This window comes from Streptomyces sp. NPDC030245 (genome assembly GCF_055572995.1).
Genome location: NZ_JBVICF010000007.1, coordinates 61,706 through 84,039 on the forward strand (window position 1 = coordinate 61,706; position 22,334 = coordinate 84,039).

General features: G+C 71.0%; 21 protein-coding genes and 1 pseudogene. 10 read left to right on the forward strand and 12 right to left on the reverse strand.

The annotated features are described in order from the left end of the window. Positions 1-214 (forward strand): annotated as a pseudogene (locus tag ACZ4Z4_RS19830) (SAM-dependent methyltransferase); the annotation flags it as partial. On the opposite strand, the gene ACZ4Z4_RS19835 reads toward ACZ4Z4_RS19830, so the two are convergent. After that, a complete protein-coding gene (locus ACZ4Z4_RS19835; RefSeq protein ID WP_468328588.1) occupies positions 179-1,342 on the reverse strand; it encodes an NADH-quinone oxidoreductase subunit D in 1,164 nt (387 codons plus the stop codon). The pseudogene ACZ4Z4_RS19830 and the gene ACZ4Z4_RS19835 sit on opposite strands and share 36 nt — an antisense overlap. A 55-nt stretch (positions 1,343-1,397) precedes the next feature. On the opposite strand from ACZ4Z4_RS19835, the gene ACZ4Z4_RS19840 reads away from it, so the two are divergent. Both ACZ4Z4_RS19840 and ACZ4Z4_RS19845 read left to right on the forward strand, forming a co-directional pair. Then, positions 1,398-1,916 (forward strand): PH domain-containing protein, encoded by a 519-nt coding sequence (locus ACZ4Z4_RS19840; protein ID WP_468328590.1) that lies wholly within the window; start codon positions 1,398-1,400, stop codon positions 1,914-1,916. Continuing rightward, positions 1,913-3,295: a PH domain-containing protein gene (locus ACZ4Z4_RS19845; RefSeq protein WP_468328592.1), complete on the forward strand. Its 1,383-nt coding sequence runs from the start codon at positions 1,913-1,915 to the stop codon at positions 3,293-3,295. The genes ACZ4Z4_RS19840 and ACZ4Z4_RS19845 overlap by 4 nt, the downstream gene beginning before the upstream one ends. A 161-nt stretch (positions 3,296-3,456) precedes the next feature. Here ACZ4Z4_RS19845 and ACZ4Z4_RS19850 read toward each other — a convergent pair whose 3' ends face one another. The 4 genes from ACZ4Z4_RS19850 to ACZ4Z4_RS19865 form a co-directional block, all read right to left on the reverse strand. Then, positions 3,457-4,695 carry a hypothetical protein gene (locus tag ACZ4Z4_RS19850; protein ID WP_468328594.1) on the reverse strand — a complete coding sequence of 413 codons (1,239 nt, stop codon included), beginning with the start codon at positions 4,693-4,695 and terminating at the stop codon, positions 3,457-3,459. A 117-nt stretch (positions 4,696-4,812) separates the two neighbouring features. Further along, positions 4,813-5,784, reverse strand: coding sequence for an ABC transporter substrate-binding protein (locus ACZ4Z4_RS19855; RefSeq protein WP_468328596.1), 972 nt, complete (start codon positions 5,782-5,784; stop codon positions 4,813-4,815). Positions 5,785-5,833: 49 nt separating this feature from the next. Then, on the reverse strand, positions 5,834-6,496 hold the full coding sequence (locus tag ACZ4Z4_RS19860) for an ABC transporter permease (RefSeq protein ID WP_468328598.1): 663 nt from the start codon (positions 6,494-6,496) through the stop codon (positions 5,834-5,836). Then, positions 6,493-7,227 (reverse strand): ABC transporter permease, encoded by a 735-nt coding sequence (locus ACZ4Z4_RS19865; protein WP_468328600.1) that lies wholly within the window; start codon positions 7,225-7,227, stop codon positions 6,493-6,495. Before ACZ4Z4_RS19865 ends, ACZ4Z4_RS19860 begins: the two co-directional genes overlap by 4 nt. A gap of 158 nt (positions 7,228-7,385) precedes the next feature. On the opposite strand from ACZ4Z4_RS19865, the gene ACZ4Z4_RS19870 reads away from it, so the two are divergent. Then, on the forward strand, positions 7,386-8,543 hold the full coding sequence (locus ACZ4Z4_RS19870) for an ABC transporter ATP-binding protein (RefSeq protein WP_468328602.1): 1,158 nt from the start codon (positions 7,386-7,388) through the stop codon (positions 8,541-8,543). A gap of 74 nt (positions 8,544-8,617) precedes the next feature. On the opposite strand, the gene ACZ4Z4_RS19875 is transcribed toward ACZ4Z4_RS19870, so the two are convergent. Then, the gene (locus tag ACZ4Z4_RS19875) at positions 8,618-9,736 is read right to left on the reverse strand and encodes an alpha/beta hydrolase (RefSeq protein ID WP_468328604.1); all 1,119 of its coding nucleotides are present in this window, start codon (positions 9,734-9,736) and stop codon (positions 8,618-8,620) included. 248 nt (positions 9,737-9,984) lie between these two features. Here ACZ4Z4_RS19875 and ACZ4Z4_RS19880 point away from each other — a divergent pair, with 248 nt between their 5' ends. From ACZ4Z4_RS19880 to ACZ4Z4_RS19905, 6 genes are all read left to right on the forward strand, one after another. After that, positions 9,985-11,805 carry a phosphatidylglycerol lysyltransferase domain-containing protein gene (locus ACZ4Z4_RS19880; RefSeq protein ID WP_468328606.1) on the forward strand — a complete coding sequence of 607 codons (1,821 nt, stop codon included), beginning with the start codon at positions 9,985-9,987 and terminating at the stop codon, positions 11,803-11,805. Between the two features lie 30 nt (positions 11,806-11,835). Next, positions 11,836-12,708 carry a dihydropteroate synthase gene (gene folP / locus ACZ4Z4_RS19885; RefSeq protein ID WP_468328608.1) on the forward strand — a complete coding sequence of 291 codons (873 nt, stop codon included), beginning with the start codon at positions 11,836-11,838 and terminating at the stop codon, positions 12,706-12,708. Then, positions 12,705-13,226: a nuclear transport factor 2 family protein gene (locus tag ACZ4Z4_RS19890; protein WP_468328610.1), complete on the forward strand. Its 522-nt coding sequence runs from the start codon at positions 12,705-12,707 to the stop codon at positions 13,224-13,226. Before folP ends, ACZ4Z4_RS19890 begins: the two co-directional genes overlap by 4 nt. A gap of 155 nt (positions 13,227-13,381) precedes the next feature. Beyond that, complete coding sequence (gene folB / locus ACZ4Z4_RS19895) at positions 13,382-13,741, forward strand: dihydroneopterin aldolase (protein ID WP_468328612.1); 360 nt, start codon at positions 13,382-13,384, stop codon at positions 13,739-13,741. Further along, positions 13,738-14,349, forward strand: a complete 612-nt coding sequence (folK, locus tag ACZ4Z4_RS19900; RefSeq protein ID WP_468328614.1) for a 2-amino-4-hydroxy-6-hydroxymethyldihydropteridine diphosphokinase — start codon at positions 13,738-13,740, stop codon at positions 14,347-14,349. Before folB ends, folK begins: the two co-directional genes overlap by 4 nt. Positions 14,350-14,394: 45 nt before the next feature. Then, the gene (locus ACZ4Z4_RS19905) at positions 14,395-14,880 is read left to right on the forward strand and encodes a DUF3180 domain-containing protein (protein WP_468328616.1); all 486 of its coding nucleotides are present in this window, start codon (positions 14,395-14,397) and stop codon (positions 14,878-14,880) included. An 8-nt stretch (positions 14,881-14,888) separates the two neighbouring features. Here the strand turns inward: ACZ4Z4_RS19905 and ACZ4Z4_RS19910 are convergent, their stop codons facing one another. The 6 genes from ACZ4Z4_RS19910 to ACZ4Z4_RS19935 form a co-directional block, all read right to left on the reverse strand. Beyond that, the gene (locus ACZ4Z4_RS19910; RefSeq protein ID WP_468328618.1) at positions 14,889-15,893 is read right to left on the reverse strand and encodes an aldo/keto reductase; all 1,005 of its coding nucleotides are present in this window, start codon (positions 15,891-15,893) and stop codon (positions 14,889-14,891) included. Positions 15,894-15,994: 101 nt separating this feature from the next. Then, positions 15,995-16,600 carry a GTP cyclohydrolase I FolE gene (gene folE / locus ACZ4Z4_RS19915; protein ID WP_362997247.1) on the reverse strand — a complete coding sequence of 202 codons (606 nt, stop codon included), beginning with the start codon at positions 16,598-16,600 and terminating at the stop codon, positions 15,995-15,997. Positions 16,601-16,710: 110 nt separating this feature from the next. Beyond that, entirely contained in the window at positions 16,711-18,729 is a 2,019-nt protein-coding gene (ftsH, locus tag ACZ4Z4_RS19920) for an ATP-dependent zinc metalloprotease FtsH (protein ID WP_468328620.1), read from the reverse strand. Between the two features lie 197 nt (positions 18,730-18,926). Further along, positions 18,927-19,487, reverse strand: a complete 561-nt coding sequence (hpt, locus tag ACZ4Z4_RS19925) for a hypoxanthine phosphoribosyltransferase (RefSeq protein WP_030785774.1) — start codon at positions 19,485-19,487, stop codon at positions 18,927-18,929. Positions 19,488-19,541: 54 nt separating this feature from the next. Beyond that, on the reverse strand, positions 19,542-20,633 hold the full coding sequence (gene tilS, locus ACZ4Z4_RS19930) for a tRNA lysidine(34) synthetase TilS (RefSeq protein ID WP_468328622.1): 1,092 nt from the start codon (positions 20,631-20,633) through the stop codon (positions 19,542-19,544). Positions 20,634-20,866: 233 nt separating this feature from the next. Further along, complete coding sequence (locus ACZ4Z4_RS19935) at positions 20,867-21,997, reverse strand: zinc-dependent metalloprotease (protein ID WP_468328624.1); 1,131 nt, start codon at positions 21,995-21,997, stop codon at positions 20,867-20,869. Between the last annotated feature and the right edge of the window lie 337 nt (positions 21,998-22,334).

Genomic DNA, 22,334 nt, shown 5'->3' on the forward strand with positions numbered 1-22,334 from the left:
GAGCGGCGCCCGCCCGCCGCTCACGCTCGCCTCCGAGGACCCGACGGCGTACGTACGCGCCCTCACGCGCGCGGGCGAGGCGGCGGAGCTGACCGCGCCCGGCGGCCTGGGCGACTTCGGATGGCTCCTGCAACCCGTAGGCATCTCTGCGAGGAACCTGCTTTCCGAGCCTGACGCCCTACTTGTCGATGTCGCCGACCACGAAGAACAGTGATCCCAGGATCGCCACCATGTCGGCGACCAGCTGCCCGGGAAGCAGCTCGGTCAGCGCCTGGATGTTGTTGTACGAGGCCGACCGCAGCTTCAGGCGGTACGGGGTCTTCTCGCCCTTGCTGACGAGGTAGTAGCCGTTGATGCCGAGAGGGTTCTCGGTCCACGCGTACGTGTGGCCCTCGGGGGCCTTGAGGACCTTCGGCAGGCGCTGGTTGATCGGCCCCTGCGGCAGGTCGGCGAGCCGGTCCAGGCAGGCGTCCGCGAGATCGAGGGCGTTGTGGGTCTGCTCCAGGAGGCACTCGAAGCGGGCCAGGCAGTCGCCCTCCTGGCGGGTGACGACCTTCAGTGTGTCCTGCAATTCGGCGTACGCGAGGTACGGCTCGTCCCTGCGCAGGTCGAAGTCGACTCCGGAGGCGCGGGCGATCGGACCGCTCACTCCGTAGGCATGCACCGCCTCCGGAGTGAGGACGCCCACGCCGCGCGTACGGCCCCGGAAGATCTCGTTGCCGAGCACCAGATCGTCGTACACGCCCATCCGCGAGCGCACCGCGGAAACCGCCGCACGCGCGCGTGTGGGCCATCCGGCGGGCAGGTCCTCCTTGAGGCCGCCGACACGGTTGAACATGTAGTGCATGCGGCCGCCGGAGATCTCCTCCATCACGTTCTGGAGCTCCTCGCGCTCACGGAACGCGTAGAACACCGGGGTGATGCCGCCCAGTTCGAGGGGGTAGGAACCGAGGAACATCAGGTGGTTGAGGACGCGGTTCAGCTCGGCGAGGAGCGTGCGCATCCAGACGGCGCGCTCCGGGACCTCCATGCCGAGCATCCGCTCCACGCCCAGCACGACGCCCAGCTCGTTCGAGAACGCCGACAGCCAGTCGTGCCGGTTGGCCAGCATCACGATCTGCCGGTAGTCCCGCGCCTCGAAGAGCTTCTCCGCACCGCGGTGCATGTAGCCGATGACCGGCTCCGCGTGCTGGATGCGCTCGCCGTCCAGGACCAGGCGGAGGCGGAGCACACCGTGCGTGGACGGGTGCTGGGGGCCGATGTTGAGCACCATGTCGGTGCTCTCCGCCGCGCCGCCGATGCCGAGCGTGGTCTCCGTGGTGGTCTCCGTCGTGGGACTCATGGCCACAGTCTCTCGCACGCGCCGCCGTGTCAGCGGCCCTACGTACGCTTGGAGCATGGACACGGGGACAGCAGGGCCGGCGGGACCGGCAGGACCGGCACAGGAGCGGACCGAGCCGGTGTGGACCGCACTGCCGAGAGGGCTGCTGAAGCTGCGGCGGCTCCTGCTGGTGCTCTGGCTCGTGCCGCTCGCGGCGGCCGTCGGCGTCCCGCTCGGCCTGTTCGTGGGCCCTGCCTGGGCCGCGTTCGCTCTGATACCGCTCGCCCTCGTCGCCTGGGGCTGGCCGGTCCTCGGCCGCAACTGGCGCTCGTGGAGGTACGCGGAGCGCGCCGACGACCTGCTCATCAGCCGGGGCGTGCTCTGGCGCGAGGAGACCGTCGTGCCGTACGGCAGGATGCAGCTCGTCGAGGTGACCTCGGGCCCCGTGGAGCGGCGCTTCGGCCTCGCGAGCGTGCAGCTGCACACCGCGGCGGCCGCCACCGACGCCCGCATCCCCGGGCTGCTCCCCGAGGAGGCCGAGCGGCTGCGGGACCGCCTGACCGAGCTCGGCGAGGCCCGATCGGCGGGGCTGTGAGCGGGCCGCGGGAAGTGCCGGACAGCGCCGTCCCGCAGGACGTACCGGAGAGCGCGGATGTACCGGAGAGCGCCCTCCCGCAGGAGGAGGTGTCCGAGCGGCGGCTGCACCCCGTCACGCCGCTGCGCCGCGCGTGGGCGCCCTTCGCGGTCCTCGTGGGCTGGGCGGTCCACGACCCGAACGGCACACAGCAGCGCCTCTCCGAGCTGACCGCCACCACCCTGCTCCTCGGCAGCGTCGCGGTGGTCGCGGGCGGCGCCCTCTACGGCTTCCTCAGCTGGTGGTTCACCCACTTCGCGGTGACCGCGACCGAGTTGCGCATCCGCACCGGCCTGTTCTTCCGGCGCACCGCCCACATCCGCCTCGACCGGCTCCAGGCCGTCGACGTGACCCGGCCGCTGCTCGCCCGCGTCGCGGGGGTCGCCAAGCTCAAGCTGGACGTCGTCGGGGCGGAGAAGAAGGACGAGCTGGCCTATCTCGGCGAGCGGGACGCCACCGCGCTGCGGGCCGAACTCCTCGCGCGTGCCGCCGGTTTCGCCCCCGAGGAGGCCCGCGAGGTGGGCGAGGCACCCGTGCGGGGCCTGCTGCACGTCCAGCCGCGCGTGCTCGCCCTCTCCCTGCTGCTGACCGGCGGCCCCTGGGCGATGCTCCTCGCCGCGATCGTGGTGCCCGCCTTCCTCTGGTTCGCCACGCAGAACGTATGGACGGTCCTCGCGACCGCGCTCCCCATGCTGGGCGGCGCCTTCGCGAGCAGCGGCGGCCGCTTCATCAAGGAGTACGACTGGACGGTGGGCGAGTCCCCGGACGGCATCCGCATCGACCACGGGCTGCTCGACAAGGCTCACGAGACCGTGCCGCCCGGCCGGGTGCAGACCGTCCACGTCGTGCAGCCGCTGCTGTGGCGGCGGATGGACTGGGTGCGGGTCGAGCTGGACGTGGCGGGCTCGTCGAACGGCGTCCTGGTGCCGGTCGCGCCGCGGGAGCACGCCGAGGCGGTCATCGGGCGGGTCCTGCCGGGCGTGCGCGTGCCGGACGCGGCGGACCTCGCGCGGCCGCCCGCGCGCGCGGCGTGGTGCGTGCCGCTCTGGTGGAAGGGGTACGGCCTGTCGGTGACCGACGACGTCTTCGCGGCCCGCCACGGCCTGCTCAAGCGCCGCCTCTCGCTCGTGCCGCACGCCAAGGTGCAGAGCGTGCGGCTCTCTCAGGGGCCCTGGGAGCGCCACAAGGACGTTGCGGACGTACGGGTGGACACCGGCGCCAACAAGACGGTGACGGCCCGCCTGCGCCCCGCCGCGGAGGCGGCGGCCCTCCTCCAGTCACAGGCCGACCGCTCCCGGACGGGCCGCAGAGAAGCACTCCCGGACCGCTGGATGGCATAACCCGCGGGAGACCGCGAGGAAGCACCCCGTCAGGGGCGTGGGGAACCGCGCGACCAGGCACGCACAACCCGCAGCGACGCATCCGACGCGCGCCCGGCACGGGCGGGGAACGCCGGGCCCCCGGCCCGGCGTCCAGGACACCGCTCAACCACAGCGGAGCGTTACGCCCGCAGGGCCGTGCGCAGCTCCGCCACGTCGATCTGCTCCGTCTCGTCGTGGGCCGTCAGGTCGATGACCTGGCCGACACCCTGCGCGGCGTCCCCTTCAGGGGCGTCCTTGAAGTCGCCCTCGGACTCCGCCTTGTGGACCGCGAGGGCCTCCTCGCCCACCACGTCGGCGAGGTCCTCGTTCTGCACGGACTCCAGGGCCGTCGGCGCCACGCTCTTCGTGCCGAAGAAGTCGAAGCCGCCCTGGGGCACCGGGCGTCGGGCCTGCACGGGCGGCGCGACGGCGACCGCGCGCTCGTGCCCGGCGAATCCATCGGCCGCCCCGGGCTTCCCCCGCGACTCGTCCTCCGCTTCCGGCGCGGCCTCCGGCGTCGCCGCCGGCTCCGCCCGGGTCGCCGCGCGCGGAGCCATGCGGTCGAGCGCCGCGTTGGCCCGCTGGAACAGCGAGGGGGTGGGGGTCGCGCCCGGCCGGGCGGGAAGCTCGGCCGCAACGGGAGCCTCGGTACGCGCCGCGGAGTCCTCGCTGCCCGCAGCGGAACTGCCCACCGCGGAGCTGCCCTCCGCGGAACCGTCCGTACGCGGAGCGGGAGTCTCCGTACGCGCGGCCGCGGTCTCCGTGCGCGACGCCGGCACCGGCGCCCCCGCCCGGACCGCGGGCACGAGGTCCTCGGCGCTGGAGCCGGTGCCCGAGGCCGAGCCGCTGTCCGAACCGGCAGCCGCCCCCGCCACCGGCAAGGCGGGCGTGCCGGACGACGACGATGTCGAGGCCGTCGGCGACGTCGCCTCTATGGCGAGCAGCCGCCTGCCCTCCAGGGCGCTGGCCCGCTCCGTCTCCGCGGTGGCGTACCGCCGCAGGAGCGCGGCGTGTTCGTTGCGCAGGGCGGCCAGCTCGGCGCGCTTGGCGCGCAGCTTCGTCTCCAGCTTGCCGCGCAGTTCGCGGGACTCCTCGAGGTCGGCCTCGGCCTCGGCTATCCGTTCCTCGTAACGCCATTCGTCGCTCGCGCGGGCGCGGCCGAGCTCGGCGACGCGTTTGCCGGCCGCCTGGTCCCAGCGGCGCATGACGACCGAGCCGACGACGGCGGCCGCGGCCGCTGCCGCGACGAGCCCGCGGAGCACGACCGGTTCCGCGAACATCCAGGCGCCGCCGGCGCTGAGAATCGATACGCCTGCGACCGTCGAGGGGGGAAGCAGCCTGTGCAGGGGTGGGGAATGGCGGTGACGTCCACGTGGCATGGCCAGAAACTTACCGCGCGTAGGCGACGTATGGTGCCGCGCCCGGCAAAAAGCAGGCATCACATTCATGACTCGCCCTCAACTCCCCACCCTTCACGCCCCACTTCTTGATCAACTTCAGATGAGGCCCTTCGACTCCAGATACTCCTTGGCGACATCCGCTTCCTTCTGACGCTCCTCGTCGACCTTGCGGTTGAGTTCGATGAGGTCTTCCGTCGTGAGCGTCTTGGTCAGCTTCCCGAGCGCGGCGGCTATCTCCTTGTCGCCGGCCTCCTTGGCGTTCACCACGGGAAGGATGTTGTCGGCGTTCTGAAGCTTCTTGTCGTCCTCAAGGATGACGAGGTCGTAGTTCTTCAGCGTCGCGTCGGTCGTCGTGGTCAGCACCAACTGGTCCGTGCCGTTCTTCACGGCCTGCTTGGACTGTGTGGTGCCGACGCCCTTGGGGTCGATTCCGGCGACGTCGATGCCGTACTTCTTCTTCAGACCAGGCGCGCAGAACGGGCGGGACTCGCATTCGTCGCCCGCCGCGATCCTGACCTTCTCGCCCGACCTGCCGAGATCCGAGAGGGTCTTGAGCTTGTGCTTCTCCGCATATTTCCTGGAGACCGCGAACGCGTTCTGGTCGACCGCCTCACCGGCCGGGAGCACCTTCAGGCCCTGCGGCTCCGCGAGCTTCTCCAGAGCGCTCACCGTGGCGTCCAGATCACTGGAGGCCACGGACTTCGCCTTCGGGCCGTTCTTCTCCAGGTTGAGGAATTCCGCGAGCGTCGCAGCGTATTCGGGCGCGATGTCGATCGTGCCCTTCTTCAGTTCGGGCTTGTAGATCTCGCGGTTCTGCACGGTCTTGACCTGCGCGTCATAACCGGCGTCCGCCAGCACGCCCACATAGAGCTCGGCGAGCACCTTCTGCTCGGTGAACCGCGCGGAACCCACCACGAGCGAGCCCTTCTTGTCGCCGCCCGCCTTGTCCGACCCCTTGCCGTCGTCCTCCAGGCTGTCCCCGCCACACGCGGCGAGCCCCGCGGTCAGCGCCACGACGGCCGCGGCCGTCCCTGCCATCCGTCGCGCGCGACGCGTTGTGCTGTTCATCGGTGAACCACCATTTCGAAGGGAAGGAAGGAAGAACCGCCGCATCGCGCTACCGCCGCATCGGGTCGAAGAGGCGCCCGGCGACCACCAGGACCCCCTCCACGAGGAGCGCGAGCAGCGCCACGAGGAAGGCACCCGCGACCACTTGCGGGGTGTTCTGAAGGTTGAACCCGGCCGTGATGATCCGGCCGAGGCCCCCCTCGCCCGCCATCGCGGCCAGCGTGGCCGTCGCGACGACCTGCACGCCTGCGGAGCGGATGCCGGTCATGATCAGCGGATACGCGAGCGGCAGCTCGACCCGCGCGAACAGCTGACCACCACTCATGCCCATGCCGCGCGCGGCCTCCACCACGGACCGGTCCACCTCGCGCATGCCGAGATAGGCGTTGGTCAGCAGCGGCGGCACGGCGAACAGGACCAGCGCGATCAGCGTCGGCGCGTCGCCGTGCTCTCCGAGCGGGGTCAGCGTGAGCAGGATCAGCAGGGCGAGGGTGGGGACCGCGCGGCCCACGTTCGAGATGTTGACCGCGAGGGCGCCGCCCTTGCCGATGTGGCCCAGATACAGCGCGAGCGGCAGCGCGATAAGGCAGGCGACGGCGAGACAGACCCCGCTGAAGTACAGATGCTCGGCGAGGCGGTGCCACACGCCCTTCTCGCCCTGCCAGTTGGCGCCCGTGGTCAGCCAGTCGTACGCCCCCGTGATCGCGTTCATACCGGCTCAGCCACCTTGGCCACGGCGGCCTTGCGGGCCGTCCTGCTCGTCCGTATGCGACGTCGATGGGCTCTGGTCCACGGGGTCAGCCACCGCTGGAGCGCGAGCAGCAGCAGGTCGGCGGTGACGGCGAGGAGGACGCAGAGCACTGAGGCGGTGAGCACCTGCGCCTTGAAGGTCGTGTCGAGGCCGTCGAGGATGAGCGTGCCGAGGCCGCCGTAGTCCACGATGGCGCCGACGGTGGTCAGGGCGACCGTCGAGACCGTGGTGATACGGACGCCGGCCAGCAGGGCGGGCAGCGCGAGCGGCAGCTCGACCTCCCACAGCAGCCTCAACGGCCCGTACCCCATGCCCTTGGCGGCGTCCCGCGCCTCGTCGGGCACGGCCTGGAGACCGGCCAGGATGTTCCGCACGAGGACCGTGAGTGAATACAGCACGAGGCCCGTGACGACCAGGGAGACGGAGAGCCCGAAGAAGGGCAGGAGCAGCGAGAACATCGCCAGGGACGGGATCGAGTACAGCACGGTCGTCACGCCGAGGATCGGTCCCGCGAGGAACCGCCAGCGCCGCGCGAGGAGCGCGAGCGGCAGGGACACGGCGACGCCGATCGCCACGGCGGCGACGGTGATCCCCACGTGCTGAAGGGTCGCGTCGATCAATTCCTGGCTGCGGGTGCGGAGATACTCCCCGCAGATCCAGTCGTTCCTCACCAGACAGTTCTGCTCGGCCACGCGCCCCACCTCCCCCGAATCCCCGAACGTATGCCGCACACACGTCCCCCCGTGTCTGGCGACCCTAACGCGCGGCACCGACAATCGCAGAGACTCGTCGTACTGCCGCAACACGGCCGTCACGCAGAGCCCGCCACCGCCGTCCACAATGGGGAACCATGATCCGGTTCGAGCACGTCACCAAGCGCTACGCGGACGGCACCACAGCCGTCGACGATCTGTCCTTCGAGGTCGCCGAGGGTGAACTGGTCACGCTCGTCGGCCCGTCGGGCTGCGGCAAGACGACGACGATGAAGATGGTGAACCGGCTCATCGAGCCGAGCGAGGGCCGGATATGCGTCGACGGTGACGACATATCCGCCATCGACCCCGTCCAACTCCGGCGCCGCATCGGCTATGTGATCCAGCAGGTGGGTCTCTTCCCGCACAAGACCGTGCTGGACAACACGGCGACGGTCCCGCACCTCCTCGGCGTCAAGCGCGCCAAGGCCCGTGAGCGCGCCGCCGAACTCCTCGACCTGGTCGGCCTCGACCCCGCCGTCTTCGGCGACCGCTACCCCGAACAGCTCTCCGGTGGTCAGCGCCAACGCGTCGGTGTGGCCCGCGCCCTGGCGGCCGATCCGCCGGTGCTCCTGATGGACGAGCCGTTCGGCGCGGTCGACCCGGTGGTCCGCGAGCACCTACAGAACGAGTTCCTCCGCCTCCAGCAGGCCGTGCGCAAGACCGTGCTCTTCGTCACGCACGACATCGAGGAGGCGGTCCGGCTCGGCGACCGCATCGCCGTCTACGGACAGGGCCGCATCGAGCAGTTCGACACGCCCTCGACGGTGCTCGGCGCCCCCGCGAACGACTACGTGGCGGACTTCGTCGGCGCGGACCGCGGCCTGAAGCGGCTCTCCGTGACCCCCATCGAGGAGGGCGACCTGGAACAGCCTCCCGTGGTGCACCTCGACGACCCGCTGCCCAAGGAGCTCGACGCCCGCTGGGCCGTCGTCCTGGACGGCGAGAACAACCTGCACGGCTGGCTGTCGGCGGAGCACGCGCGCGTGAGCAGCGGCACGGTCCGCGAGCACGCCCGCCGCATGGAGGCGTGGCTCCCGGTCGGCGCGAGCCTGAAGCAGGCGTTCGCGACGATGCTTCAGCACGACGCGGGCTGGATCGCGGTCATCGACAAGGACAGCGAGGGACGCTTCCTCGGCGTGCTCACCCCGGCCCGGCTGCACGAGGCGCTGCGCCGCTCGACGGCGGCGGACGCGCGCGACATCGCGCGCGCGGAGGTGGAGTTGGAGACGGTGGCGGCCATCGGCACACCCTGACCCGCCGGCGGCCGCCCCCGGCCGCTCAGGGCCGTCAGCCGCCGCTCAGCGTCGCCCACTGCCCCTCAGAGCCGTCAGCCGCCGCTCAGCCGCCCGCTCATCCACTGCAACGTCGCGGGGATCTCCCTGCGCCACGTGTTGAAGTTGTGCCCACCGCTCTCGAGCGTGATCGACGAGACGCGCGTGGGCGCCTTCACCTTGTCGATGAACTTCAGGGTGTCGCGGTAGTTGTCCTCGCCCTTCTTGCTGCTGGTCACCAGGAGGGACGTCTTGGGCGCCGGCATGTGGTCGAGGTACCACATCAGGTCGGCGCGCCGCTCCAGCTCCTTGTCGCCGTGGAAGAGATCGCCGGTGGTGACGTCGATGGGCGCCTTGTAGTACGCGGACAGGCCCGCCCCCGCGCCGTACGCGTCGGGGTGGTGCATGGCGAGCTTCAGGGCGCAGTAACCGCCCGTGGAGTCCCCGATGATGCCCCAGTTCTGACCTTTGACGCCCACCCTGTAGTGGTCCGATATCGCCGCGGGCAGGTCCTCGGCGAAGAACGTCTCCGTCTGCGGCCCGCCGGGGACGTCCACGCACTCCGTGTCCCGCGGCGGCGCCACCGTCGGCCGCATCATGATCAGGATCATCGGCTGCATCTTGCCCTCGGAGGACAGCCGGTGGGCGGTCTGCGGGTAGTGGAGCCCTTTGATGAGCGCCTCGGCGGTGCCGGGGTAGCCGGTGAGCGCCACGGCCGCGGGGAACTTCCGGTCCCTGTACTGCGGCTGGAAGTACTCCGGCGGCAGGTAGACGTAGGCCGGGCTGGCTATCTTCGACTCCTGGCCGCTGACCTCGATCTTCTGGATCTGGCCGCCGGTCACGGGCCGGCCGCCGCCCGGCACGTTCACGGTCTGGGTGTCGACGACCTTGACGGGTCCTGCTCCTTTGGCCGGATCGTGGTCGACCACCAGTCCGGGCGCCGTCTCCTGGCCGAAGAGGTCGGCCCACGTGGCGTAGAAGCCGAAGGCCTGGTTGGCCGCGAGGCCCACCGACGCGAAGACCGCGATCTGGGTGGCGAGGAGCAGCCCGACGCGGCCGGTGATCGCCTTCCAGCTGCGGCGGGCGAGCCGCGGCCAGAGCCAGATCGTGCCGACGAAGAGCAGTACGGCCAGCAAGACCGCAAGGGCGAGTACCTTGTTGCTCGTGAGACCCATGGGGTGTTCAGCCTGCGCTTTCTACCTTTGCCGGGCACATGCCTCGGCTTGACCGGACCCGGGACCGGGCCTGCCGACGCCTGCCGGGGGCCTTGCCGAGCTTTTCCAGCGGTTTCCGGTCGGGAATGAACCCGTCTACCCGAAGGACCGTCCTAGAGGGGGCAATGTTGCCGGATGCCTCTTTGGCACCGGGTTAAAGCTCTCTCGCAGAACTACGGGATGCGATGTCTGTCAGGATAGATGGGGAAATGTCGGGCGGGGTTCCGGGCAGTGAGGTGCGCCACCACGACAGCCGGCTCCGCCGGATACTGCGCGGGCCGCGCCCCGAGGCCGTACCGGCCCTCGTCGCGAGAGCCTGCGCCCTCGTCGGCCTGCTCAATGTCGCGGCAGGTGTATTCCCCCGCTTCCGGCACAGCCGTATGCACGCCATCGCCGAGGTGCTGCCCGGCGCCCTCGGCCCCTTCGCCGCCGCCCTCGCGCTGAGCTCCGGCATCCTGCTGCTGCTGCTCGCGCACGGCCTGCGGCGCCACAAGCGGCGGGCCTGGCGGGCCGCCGTGGTGCTGCTGCCCGCCGGCGCCGTGGCGCAGTTCGGGTACCGGCACTCGGTCGTCGGCGTCGTGATCTCGCTGGCCCTCCTGGCTCTGCTGTTGCGCCATCGGAGTGAGTTCACCGCCCTCCCCGACCCGCGCAGCCGCTGGCGGGCGCTGGCCAACTTCGTCCTCCTCGGTGCCGGATCGATTCTGCTGGGCCTGGTGATCGTCAGCGTTCACCCCGGCAAGGTCATCGGGGACCCGAGCATCACGGAGCGCCTGGAACACGTCCTCTACGGACTCTTCGGCTTCGAAGGGCCCGTCGACTACTACGGACGCACGTCCTGGACGGTCGGTTTCTCCCTGGGCGCCCTCGGCATGCTCACCGCCCTCACCACGATCTACCTGGCCTTCCGCCCCGAGCACCCGGCCGCCAGGCTCACCGAGGACGACGAGACGAAGCTGCGCGCGCTGCTCGACAAGCACGGCGGCCGCGACTCCCTCGGCCACTTCGCGCTCCGCCGCGACAAGGCCGTCGTCTTCTCCCCCAGCGGCAAGGCCGCCGTCACCTACCGCGTCGTCTCCGGAGTGATGCTCGCCAGCGGCGACCCGATCGGTGACGTCGAGGCCTGGCCGGGCGCGATCGAGCGCTTCATGGACGAGGCGAAGGCCCACTCCTGGACGCCCGCCGTCATGGGCTGCTCCGAGACCGGTGGCGAGGTCTGGACCCGCGAGACCGGCCTGGACGCCCTGGAGCTGGGCGACGAGGCGGTGGTGGACGTCGCGGATTTCTCCCTGTCCGGGCGTGCGATGCGCAACGTACGCCAGATGGTCAAGCGGATCGAGCGCAATGGCTACGAGACGCGCGTACGGCGCATCCGTGACCTGGGCGAACAGGAGCTCGCCAGGATCCAGCGCGCCGCCGACGACTGGCGCGGCACCGACACCGAGCGCGGCTTCTCCATGGCGCTCGGCCGCATCGGCGACCCGGACGACGGCGACTGTCTGATCGCGACCGCCCACAAGGCCGACGAGGAGCCGGGTCCCTACGGCGACCTGAAGGCTGTCCTCCACTTCGTTCCGTGGGGCAAGGACGGCGTCTCCCTGGACCTCATGCGCCGCGACCGCGCCGCCGACCCCGGCATGAACGAGCTGCTCATCGTCGCCGCCCTCCAGGCGGCCCCGAAGCTCGGCATCGCGCGCGTGTCCCTCAACTTCGCGATGTTCCGCGCGGCCCTCGCCCGCGGCGAGAAGCTCGGCGCGGGCCCTGTCCTGCGCGCCTGGCGCGGCCTGCTGGTCTTCCTCTCCCGCTGGTTCCAGATCGAGTCCCTGTACAAGTTCAACGCGAAGTTCCGCCCCCGCTGGGAGCCCCGCTTCGTCGTCTACCGCTCCAGCAAGGACCTCCCCCGCATCGGCTTCGCCGCCATGCAGGCCGAGGGGTTCGTCACGCTGGCGCTCCCCCGCTTCCTGCGCAGGGGCACCCCGCAGCGCCGCCCCTGCCCGCACCGCAGCACGGAACGCGAGATGCAGGCGGCGTAACACGCCCCTGTCCGGGCCTAGGCTGGAGGCATGAGTACGTTGCGCGGGCGGGGATCGGTCCAGGGGCTGCCGGAGTGGGACCGCTGTGCGGTCATGGGCGTCGTGAACGTGACGCCGGACTCCTTCTCCGACGGCGGCCGCTGGTTCGACACGACGGCCGCCGTCAAGCACGGCATCGACCTGGTCGAGCAGGGCGCCGACCTCGTCGACGTCGGCGGGGAGTCCACCCGGCCCGGCGCCACCCGCGTCGACGAGGACGAGGAGCTCAAGCGCGTCGTCCCCGTCGTGCGGGGCCTGGCCGCCGAGGGCGTCACGGTCTCCGTGGACACCATGCGGGCCACCGTCGCCGAGCAGGCCCTCGCCGCGGGCGCCGTCCTCGTCAACGACGTCAGCGGCGGCCTCGCCGACCCCCGCATGGTCCCGGCGGTCGCCGCCGCCGAAGCCCCCTTCGTCGTCATGCACTGGCGCGGCTTCCTCACCGACATCCACGCCAAGCCGGTCTACGAGGACGTGGTCTCCGAAGTCGTCGACGAGCTCCACGCGCGCGTGGCCGCCGCCATCGAGGGCGGCATCGCCCCCGAGCGCATCGTCGTCGACCCGGGCCTCGGCTTCTCCAAGGAAGCCGAGCACGACCTGGCGCTCCTGGCCCGTCTGGACCGGCTGCGCGAGCTCGGCCACCCGATCCTGGTCGCCGCCTCCCGCAAACGTTTCCTCGGCCGTGTCCTCGCGGGCCCCGAGGGCGCCCCGCCGCCCGCCCGCGAGCGCGACGCCGCCACCGCCGCGGTCTCCGCCATCGCCGCCCACCAGGGCGCCTGGGCGGTCCGCGTGCACGAGGTGCGGGCGACGGCCGACGCGGTCCGTGTCGCCCGCGCCGTCACGGGCGCGGCGGGCGGCCACCGGTGACCGCGGCCGGCACCGACATCGAGCAGGTCGAGCGCGCCAACACCGCCTTCTACGAAGCGCTGGAACGCGGCGACTTCGACGAGGTGTCCGACCTGTGGCTGGACAACGAACACACCACCGGCCACACAGGCGACCCCGACGACCCGGAGGACACCGGGGACGCGGCGGGCGACGCCGTCTCCTGCGTCCACCCCGGCTGGCCGGTCCTGACGGGCCGCGGCGAGGTCCTCAGGTCGTACGCCTTGATCATGGCGAACACCGAGTACATCCAGTTCTTCCTCACCGACCTGAAGGTCGGCGTGGCGGGCGACACCGCCCTGGTGACGTGCACCGAGAACATTCTCAGCGGCGGCCCGCCCCCGGAGGGCGGCGGCGAGCTCGGTCCGCTCGTCGGCCAGCTCGTGGTCGCCACGAATGTGTTCCGCCGCACACCCGACGGCTGGAAGCTGTGGTCGCACCACGCGTCCCCGGTCCTTGCCGAAACCGACGACGAAGAGGACGACGAGACCCCGTCCTGAGTGGGTAGGCGCCGTTCGACAGGCGTACGACGCGGCGGCCGACGGGCCCCTCGGGCGAACACTGTCAGTGCTCGCAGGTAGATTCGAACGAGGCTGGTGTGCCGACCGCACTCGGCGCAGGCCTGCCGATACCGACGATTGCAGGAGTGATTCGCGTGGATCGTGTCGCGCTGCGCGGCCTCAAGGCCCGCGGGCACCACGGTGTCTACCCGCGGGAGCGCGAAGAGGGCCAGACCTTCATCGTGGACCTGGTGCTCGGCCTGGACACGCGAGCGGCCGCGGCCGACGACGACCTGTCGAAGACCGTGCACTACGGCATCGTGGCCGAGGAGGTGGTGGCCGTCGTCGAGGGCGACCCCGTCGACCTCATCGAGACGCTCGCCGAGCGCATCGCACAGGCATGTCTGAAGCACGACGGAGTCCTGGAGGTCGAGGTGTGCGTGCACAAGCCGGACGCCCCGATCACCGTCCCGTTCGACGACGTGACCGTCACCATCACCCGGAGCCGAGTATGACTGCGCCCTTCAAAGCGGGTCAGAGCGACCCCACCGTCCAGCCGGTGCCCACCTCCGTGGTCGAACAGGTCGATGCGGCGGACAGCACCCTGTCCAACCCGAACCGCGCCGTGATCTCCCTCGGCAGCAACCTCGGCAACCGCCTGGAGACGCTCCAGGGCGCCGTCGACGCCCTGGAGGACACCCCCGGCCTCCGGGTCAAGGCGGTCTCCCCGGTGTACGAGACCGAGCCCTGGGGCGTCGACCCCGGCAGCCAGCCCTCGTACTTCAACGCGGTCGTCGTGGTGAAGACCACCCTGCCGCCCGCCTCGCTCCTGGAGCGCGCCCAGGCGGTCGAGGAGGCCTTCCACCGCGTCCGCGACGAGCGCTGGGGCCCGCGCACGATCGACGTGGACATCGTGGCGTACGCCGACGTGGTCTCCGACGACCCGGCGCTCACGCTGCCCCACCCGCGCGCGCACGAGCGCGCCTTCGTCCTCGCCCCCTGGCACGACGTGGAGCCCGAGGCCCGGCTCACGGGCCGCGGCCCGGTGGCGCAGCTGCTCGCCGCGGTCACCCGCGACGGCGTCGCGCCCCGCGCCGACCTGGAACTCCGACTGCCCGAGTAGTCGTTAGAAGGCGGTCGAGGCAATCAAGCCGATGAAGGGTCATCCGTGAAGCAACTGCGCATCAGGACGCTGGCCGGCCTCTTTCTCGCGGCCGGAGTGCTGTCCTGGTCGGGCGCCCGCCTGTGGGACTCCGTCGGCACGCTGCCGCGCGTCCCGCTGGCCGCGCCCATCGTGCTCGCGGTCATCGCCGTCGTCCTGCTGGCGACGGCGCTCTCGCTGCGTGCACGCCTGCGTGCCCAGCGCGAGCGCCGTCCCGGCGCGAAGGGCGTGGATCCGATGATGGCCGCCCGCGCCGTCGTCTTCGGCCAGGCCAGCGCCCTGGTCGCGGCCCTCGTCGCCGGGATGTACGGCGGTACGGGCGTATTCCTCCTGGAGTACCTCGACATCCCGCCCCGCCGCGACCAGGCGGTGTACGCAGGGCTCTCCGTCCTTATGGGCATCGCGGTGATAGCGGCCGCCTTCTTCATGGAGCGCGTCTGCAAGCTCCCCGATGACGACGACGAGAACGGAGAGGCGGCTCCGGCGGCCTAGGGCGCCCGCTACAGCAGCGTGCCGCCCTCGAACTCCGTCTGCTCCAGGATCCGCCCGAGCCGCGCCAGGACGTCGGCGTCAAGCCGCACGTGCGCCGCCGCGAGGTTCTCCTCGATGTGCTTCGGCGTACGGCTGCCGGGGATCGGTACCACATTCGGGTCCTGGTGCAGCAGCCAGGCCAGCGCCAGCTGCGCCGGGGTGATGCCGAGCTCCTCCGCGACGCCCCGCACGGGCGCGAAGCGGTCGTTGTTCGCCTTCAGGTTCGCCGCGTCGAAACGCGGCGCGTTCTGCCGGAAGTCGCCCTCCGCGACCCGGCCGACCGTGCCGGTCAGGAACCCGGCGCCCAGCGGCGACCACGGCACCAGTCCGACGCCCAGCTCGCGCGCCGCCGCAAGGAGCTCAGGATCGGCGGGCTTCCACATCGACCACTCGATCTGCACCGCCGCCACGGGGTGCACGGCGTGCGCCGCCCGCAGCTGGTCGGCCGTTACGTTCGAGAGCCCCAGGTGCCGCACCAGCCCCTCCCGGACCAGCTCGGCGACCGCCCCGACGGTGTCCTCCAGGGGCACCTGCGGGTCCGGGAAATGCGGGTAGTAGAGGTCGATGTAATCCGTCCGCAGCCCTCGCAGGCTCGCCTCGGCATAGCCGCGTACGTGCTTGGGGTCGGCGTTGACCGCCAGCTCCCCGAACGCGTATCCGATGGGGAAGGGGTGCGGCTCCACACCCTCCGGCAGCCGGAAGCCGAACTTGGTGGCTATCGCGACCTGGTCGCGGCGCCCTCTCAGGGCCCTGCCGATGAGCTGTTCGTTGTGCCCGTCGGCGCCGTACCCGTCGGAGGTGTCGATGATCGTGGCGCCCGCGTCGACCGCCGCGAGCAGCGCCCGCTCTGCGCGCTCGTCGTCGATCTCGCCGTACACCCCCGGGGAGAGCACCATCGCGCCATAGCCGAGGGCGGAGACCTCCAGACCGCCGAGCTTGCGGACGGGCAGGGACCGGTTGCTTGTCTCAGTCATGCACCCAGTCTTTCGGCCGCTGCCCGCGCCCGCCATCACTTTGATCCACAACGCCCGCCCGCGGCAGACGAGTTGGGAGGATCGACCGAATCCGGTCCGGCTCAGCGAGCCATGATCAGGCTCATCGCCTCATTGCGCGTGGCCGGATCCCGCAGCTGGCCGCGGACCGCGGACGTGATCGTCTTCGCGCCCGGCTTGCGCACCCCGCGCATCGTCATGCACATGTGCTCGCACTCGACGACCACGATCACCCCGCGCGGCTCCAGTATCTGCATCAGGGAGTCCGCGATCTGCGTGGTCAGCCGCTCCTGGACCTGCGGCCGACGCGCGTACACATCCACGAGGCGGGCCAGCTTCGACAGGCCCGTGATCTTGCCGTCGGTGGACGGGATGTACCCGACGTGCGCCACCCCCACGAACGGGACCAGATGGTGCTCACAGGAGCTCATGACCTCGATGTCCTTCACCAGGACCATCTCGTCGTGCCCCAGGTCGAACGTCGTCGTCAGGACGTCCTCGGGCTTCTGCCACAGCCCGGCGAATATCTCGCGGTACGCCCGCGCGACGCGGCCCGGGGTCTCCCGCAGGCCCTCGCGGTCGGGGTCCTCTCCCACGGCGATGAGCAGCTCACGCACGGCGTTCTCGGCCCGCTTCTCGTCGAACTCGCCGATCGAGCCCTCGCCGTCAAGCGTCACCGGGTCGGTCATGTTGTGCCTCGTTCCTGTGCGTCTCGCGCGGGCGTACGAAATCAGCCGCGCCCCCCAGGCTAGAACCAGGGGGGCGCGGCATCCATTCCGGGCCTGCTGAGGCGCGCGGGTCAGCTCTCGGGGCGGTCCTCCGGGGCCACCTCGAGGGACTTCTCCGTGCCGGAGGTCACCGTGGGTCCGCCGTTCGCACCGTTCGTCAGGGAGAGCTCCCGGGGGGAGAGCACCGGCGGGCGGGTCGAGGGCGTGCGCCGCGAGGAGCCGGTCCACGCCGGGCGGGCCGGACGCTTCACGATGCCGGCGAAGACCTCGGCGATCTCCTCCTTGTTGAGCGTCTCCTTCTCGAGGAGCTGGAGGACCAGGTTGTCGAGGATGTCGCGGTTCTCGACCAGGATCTCCCAGGCCTCGTTGTGCGCGGTCTCGATGAGCTTCTTGACCTCTTCGTCGACCAGCGCGGCGACCTCTTCCGAGTAGTCCCGCTGGTGCGCCATCTCGCGCCCGAGGAACGGCTCGGTGTTGTCCCCGCCGAACTTGATCGCGCCGAGCCGCTCGGTCATGCCGTACTGCGTGACCATCGCGCGGGCGGTGGCCGTGGCCTTCTCGATGTCGTTCGCCGCGCCCGTCGTCGGGTCGTGGAAGACGAGCTCCTCGGCCGCGCGCCCGCCCAGCATGTACGCGAGCTGGTCGAGCATTTCGTTGCGCGTGGTCGAGTACTTGTCCTCTTCGGGCAGGACCATGGTGTAACCCAGGGCCCGGCCGCGGGACAGGATCGTGATCTTGTGGACCGGGTCCGAGTTCGGGGAAGCCGCCGCGACCAGGGCGTGTCCGCCCTCGTGGTACGCGGTGATCTTCTTCTCCTTGTCGGACATGATCCGGGTCCGCTTCTGCGGGCCCGCCACGACACGGTCGATCGCCTCGTCCAGCGACTGGTTGTCGATCAGCTTCCTGTCGCTGCGGGCGGTGAGCAGCGCGGCCTCGTTGAGGACGTTGCTCAGGTCGGCGCCGGTGAAGCCCGGCGTGCGGCGCGCGACCGCCGACAGGTCGACGTCCGGGGCGACCGGCTTGCCCTTCTGGTGAACCTTGAGGATCTCCAGACGGCCCTGCATGTCCGGGCGGTCGACGGCGATCTGCCGGTCGAAGCGGCCGGGGCGCAGGAGCGCGGGGTCGAGGATGTCGGGCCGGTTCGTCGCGGCGATCAGGATGACGCCGCCCTTCACGTCGAAGCCGTCCATCTCGACGAGCAGCTGGTTCAGCGTCTGCTCGCGCTCGTCGTGGCCGCCGCCGAGGCCGGCGCCGCGGTGGCGGCCGACCGCGTCGATCTCGTCGACGAAGACGATCGCCGGGGCGTTCGCCTTGGCCTGCTCGAAGAGGTCACGGACACGGGAGGCACCGACACCGACGAACATCTCGACGAAGTCGGAACCGGAGATCGAGTAGAACGGAACCCCGGCCTCACCGGCGACGGCGCGCGCGAGGAGCGTCTTGCCCGTACCGGGCGGGCCGTAGAGCAGCACGCCCTTGGGGATCTTGGCGCCGACGGCCTGGAACTTCGCCGGCTCCTGGAGGAACTCCTTGATCTCGTGGAGCTCCTCGACCGCCTCGTCGGACCCCGCCACGTCGGAGAAGGTCGTCTTCGGGGTGTCCTTGGTGATGAGCTTCGCCTTGGACTTCCCGAAGTTCATGACCCGGGAGCCGCCGCCCTGCATCTGGTTCATCAGGAACAGGAAGACGACGACGATGAGGACGAAGGGGAGCAGGGAGAGCAGGATGCCGACGAAGGGATTCTGCTTCGACGGGGAGACGGTGTAACCGTCCGGGATGTCCTTGCTCTGGTACTTGGCCTGCAGGGTCTTGGCGAGGTCGACGCCCTGGTCGCCGATGTAGCTCGCCTGGATCTTGCTGCTGTCCTTGACCTTCTGGCCGTCCTTGAGCTCGACCTTGATGATCTGCTCGTCACCGGTGGTGAGCTTGGCGGATTCGACCCGGTTCTTAGCGATCGCCTGGACGACCTGGCCGGTGTCCACCGTCTTGTAGCCACCGGACGAGCCGACGACCTGCATCAACACGACCACGGCAAGGACGGCCAGCACGATCCACATGACTGGCCCACGGAAGTATCGCTTCACGTCCATCCATACGGAGCGAAGACGCCCCGTCCCTCCTGCCATAGTGAGTTTGATAAAGACTGTTCTTCGGACGGTACCCCAGCATTGTGACCCGAAGCCGCCGGGGACGGCTGGCAATCCCGCCTTCGCATGCTTCAACGCCGGGAAACGGGTGAGGGTTCCCCGACGTCGTACACAGGCCCGCGGAGCGCTCCCGCGGGACGTCAGCCGCCGTAGACGTGCGGGGCGAGCGTGCCGACGAACGGGAGGTTGCGGTACTTCTCCGCGAAGTCCAGGCCGTACCCCACGACGAACTCGTTCGGGATGTCGAAGCCGATCCACTTCACGTCGATCGCGACCTTCGCGGCCTCCGGCTTGCGCAGCAGCGTGCACACCTCGAGGGAGGCCGGCTCGCGCGAGCCGAGGTTCGACAGGAGCCAGGACAGCGTCAGACCGGAGTCGATGATGTCCTCGACGATCAGGACGTGCTTGCCCTTGATGTCGGTGTCCAGGTCCTTGAGGATCCGCACGACGCCGGACGACTGGGTCCCCGCGCCGTACGACGACACGGCCATCCAGTCCATCGTGACGGGGGTGGACAGCGCGCGCGCCAGGTCCGCCATGACCATCACCGCGCCCTTGAGGACTCCGACGATCAGCAGGTCCTTGCCCGCGTACTCCGCGTCGATCTTCGCGGCCAGCTCGGCCAGCTTCGCGTCGATCTCTTCCTTGGTGATGAGCACCGACTTGAGGTCGGTGCCCATGTCTTTCGCGTCCACCCGCATCACTTTCGGTCGTCCCACCGGCCGACGGGGTCCCCAACGCACACGGGGCTCTCGTCAGCCTTGCCGGATCACCAGTCTGCCACCCTGGCGCTGAGCCACGACTTTGCCCGGGAGATTGATGACTCCCTGGCCTCGCCAGCCGGTGATCAGCCGGTCGACCTCTTCGATGTGCCGGGCGAAGAGCGAGCCCGCGGGCGCCCCCGCCTCGATGGCGGCCCGGCGCACGATGCGGCGGCGCACGGCGGGCGGCAGCGCGTAGAGCTTCGCGCACTCCAGGAGGCCGGCGGCGTCCCGGACGGTCGCCTCGGCCTGGGCGGCCCATGTGTCGAGCGCGTCGGCGTCGTCACGGGAGAGCTGGGCCGTCCGGGCGAGCGCCTCGACGACGCCCTTGCCGAGGGCCTTCTCCAGGGCGGGCAGGCCCTCGTGGCGCAGCCGGGAGCGGGTGTACGCCGGGTCGGTGTTGTGCGGGTCGTCCCAGACGGGCAGCGACTGCACCATGCAGGCCTTGCGGGCGGTCTGCCGGTCGATGTGCAGGAAGGGGCGGCGGTAACGGCCCGCGACCCCCGAGGTCGCGGCCATTCCGGACAGGGAGCGGATCCCGGAGCCGCGGGCGAGGCCGAGCAGCACGGTCTCCGCCTGGTCGTCGCGGGTGTGGCCGAGCAGGACGGCGGCTGCCTCGTGCCGCTCGGCGGCGGCGTCCAGGGCCGCGTACCGCGCGTCGCGGGCGGCGGCTTCCGGGCCGCCTTCGCGCCCGACGGCCACGGCGACGGACTCGACCGGGGTCAGGCCGAGGGCGGTGAGGCGCACGACGACCTCGGCGGCGCGCAGGTCGGAGCCGGGTTGCAGTCCGTGGTCGACGGTGACGCCGCCCGCGCGGATGCCGAGCTTGGGGGCTTCGAAGGCGAGCGCGGAGGCGAGCGCCATGGAGTCGGCGCCGCCGGAGCAGGCGACGAGCACGGTCGGTGGCGGGGCCTGCTCGTGCGAGGGGTGTGGCGGGTGCGGGGAGTGGGGCGGGTGCGGGGGGTGGGGCGGGTGCGGGGGGTGTGCGGGGTCGGTTTCGGTGCTGCGCTGTACGTCGGTCAGTACGTCGTGGAGTACGCGGCGGACCGCCAGGCGTATCGCCGCGACCGCAGGATGGGGACCCATGTCCGGTTCCCTTCGTGAAGTTCGGGGGGTGAGCTCGGACCAGTCACTCAGGACCCACCGGGGAGATCCGGTCCCGGACGGGGCCTTCTCTCCCTTGCGTACGGTCACTCAGAGTGTGTCGATGGTGACAGAGCCGAGCCGTTACCCGAGCATTGCACGCCTACCCATCGCCCACGGTCCCTCGGACGGGTGATTGCGGGGGCGTTCTCCTGCCGTCGGCCGCGATCGGTTCCTCAGTCTCCCTTACGGTGCACCCTCGCGACCCAGTCCGCCGGTTTGGCGATCTCCGCCTTGGTGGGCAGCGTGTTCGGCGAGGTCCACACGCGGTTGAAGCCGTCCATGCCGACCTGCTCCACGACCGCGCGCACGAACCGCTCGCCGTCCCGGTACTGCCGCAGTTTCGCGTCGAGGCCGAGGAGCTTGCGCAGGGCCTGGTCGAGGCGGCTCGCGCCGCGCGCCCGCCGCTGCTGGAACTTCTCGCGGATCTCGGCCACGGACGGCACCACGTCCGGTCCCACGCCGTCCATCACGAAGTCCGCGTGCCCCTCCAGGAGGGACATCACCGCCGTCAGGCGGGCGAGGATCTCCCGCTGGGCGGGGGTCTGCACCAGCTCGACGAGGGAGCGGCCGCCCTCGGCGTCCTCGCCCTCCGCGTCGGTGCGGCCGCCGCCCGCCAGGGACTGGACGGCCTCCCTGACCCGCTCCAGGACCGTCATCGGGTCGACCTCGGTCTCGCCCAGGAACGACTGGATCTCGCCTTCGAGGTGGTCGCGGAGCCAGGGCACGGCGGTGAACTGCGTGCGGTGTGTCTCCTCGTGCAGGCAGACCCAGAGGCGGAAGTCGTGGGGGTCCACGTCCAGCTCACGCTCGACATGCACGATGTTCGGCGCGACCAGGAGGAGGCGGCCGCCGCCGTCCGCGCCGGCGGGGAGGTCCCGGGTGGGTGGGGCGAAGGTCTCGTACTGGCCGAGGACGCGGGAGGCGAGGAAGGACAGGAGCATGCCCAGCTCCACGCCCGTCACCTTGCCGCCGACCGCGCCGAGCACGGCGCCGCCCGGGGTGCTGCCGCGCTTGTCCTGCATCTTGTCGAGGAGGGGCTTGAGGATCTCCCGGAAGCCCGCCACATTGGCCCGGACCCAGCCCGCTCTGTCCACCACGAGGACCGGGGTGTCGTGGGTGCCCTCCGAGCCCATCCTCGTGAAGGAACGGACGTGCTCCTCCGAGGACTTGGCGTGCCGCCGGAGCTCGGCGACGACGGCGCGCGCCTCGTCCCGGCTCACTTCTGGGCCCGGCCTCACGAGGCGGGTCGCGGTCGCCACCGCGAGGTTCCAGTCGACCATCTCCGCACCACGGATGCTCGTCATGCGGTCAACGGTACGTGCTGGCTCCCTCTGGTGGAGGGGCTTGCACCCCCGGATTGACCCGGGGCGGGCCCCTAGGGGGTGGATGGGCGGTCGGGGAGGGTGGGTTGTGCGGTTGTGTCCCCGGTGCGGGTCCGGTGTGGCTTGGCGCGCCCACGCGGCGGAGCCGCACACGGACACAGCCCCGCGCCCCTGGCCCACCCGGCTTGCCCCCAGCCGTCCGGGGGGGGTGGGTTGTGCGTTGTGTCCCCGGTGCGGGGCCGATGTGGCTTGGCGCGCCCACGCGGCGGAGCCGCACACGGACACAGTCCCGCGCCCCTGGCCCACCCGGCTCGCCCCC

Bases quoted from the DNA above. Each gene is read 5' to 3' on its own strand.
- ftsH (WP_468328620.1), bottom strand. From the start codon at position 18,729: ATGGACGTGAAGCGATACTTCCGTGGGCCAGTCATGTGGATCGTGCTG.
- folK (WP_468328614.1), top strand. From the start codon at position 13,738: ATGACTGCGCCCTTCAAAGCGGGTCAGAGCGACCCCACCGTCCAGCCG.
- hpt (WP_030785774.1), bottom strand. From the start codon at position 19,487: ATGCGGGTGGACGCGAAAGACATGGGCACCGACCTCAAGTCGGTGCTC.
- ACZ4Z4_RS19855 (WP_468328596.1), bottom strand. From the start codon at position 5,784: ATGAACAGCACAACGCGTCGCGCGCGACGGATGGCAGGGACGGCCGCG.
- folP (WP_468328608.1), top strand. From the start codon at position 11,836: ATGAGTACGTTGCGCGGGCGGGGATCGGTCCAGGGGCTGCCGGAGTGG.
- ACZ4Z4_RS19840 (WP_468328590.1), top strand. From the start codon at position 1,398: ATGGACACGGGGACAGCAGGGCCGGCGGGACCGGCAGGACCGGCACAG.
- ACZ4Z4_RS19860 (WP_468328598.1), bottom strand. From the start codon at position 6,496: ATGAACGCGATCACGGGGGCGTACGACTGGCTGACCACGGGCGCCAAC.
- ACZ4Z4_RS19880 (WP_468328606.1), top strand. From the start codon at position 9,985: ATGTCGGGCGGGGTTCCGGGCAGTGAGGTGCGCCACCACGACAGCCGG.
- folE (WP_362997247.1), bottom strand. From the start codon at position 16,600: ATGACCGACCCGGTGACGCTTGACGGCGAGGGCTCGATCGGCGAGTTC.
- ACZ4Z4_RS19850 (WP_468328594.1), bottom strand. From the start codon at position 4,695: ATGCCACGTGGACGTCACCGCCATTCCCCACCCCTGCACAGGCTGCTT.
- ACZ4Z4_RS19910 (WP_468328618.1), bottom strand. From the start codon at position 15,893: ATGACTGAGACAAGCAACCGGTCCCTGCCCGTCCGCAAGCTCGGCGGT.
- ACZ4Z4_RS19835 (WP_468328588.1), bottom strand. From the start codon at position 1,342: ATGAGTCCCACGACGGAGACCACCACGGAGACCACGCTCGGCATCGGC.
- ACZ4Z4_RS19870 (WP_468328602.1), top strand. From the start codon at position 7,386: ATGATCCGGTTCGAGCACGTCACCAAGCGCTACGCGGACGGCACCACA.
- ACZ4Z4_RS19935 (WP_468328624.1), bottom strand. From the start codon at position 21,997: ATGACGAGCATCCGTGGTGCGGAGATGGTCGACTGGAACCTCGCGGTG.
- ACZ4Z4_RS19875 (WP_468328604.1), bottom strand. From the start codon at position 9,736: ATGGGTCTCACGAGCAACAAGGTACTCGCCCTTGCGGTCTTGCTGGCC.
- tilS (WP_468328622.1), bottom strand. From the start codon at position 20,633: ATGGGTCCCCATCCTGCGGTCGCGGCGATACGCCTGGCGGTCCGCCGC.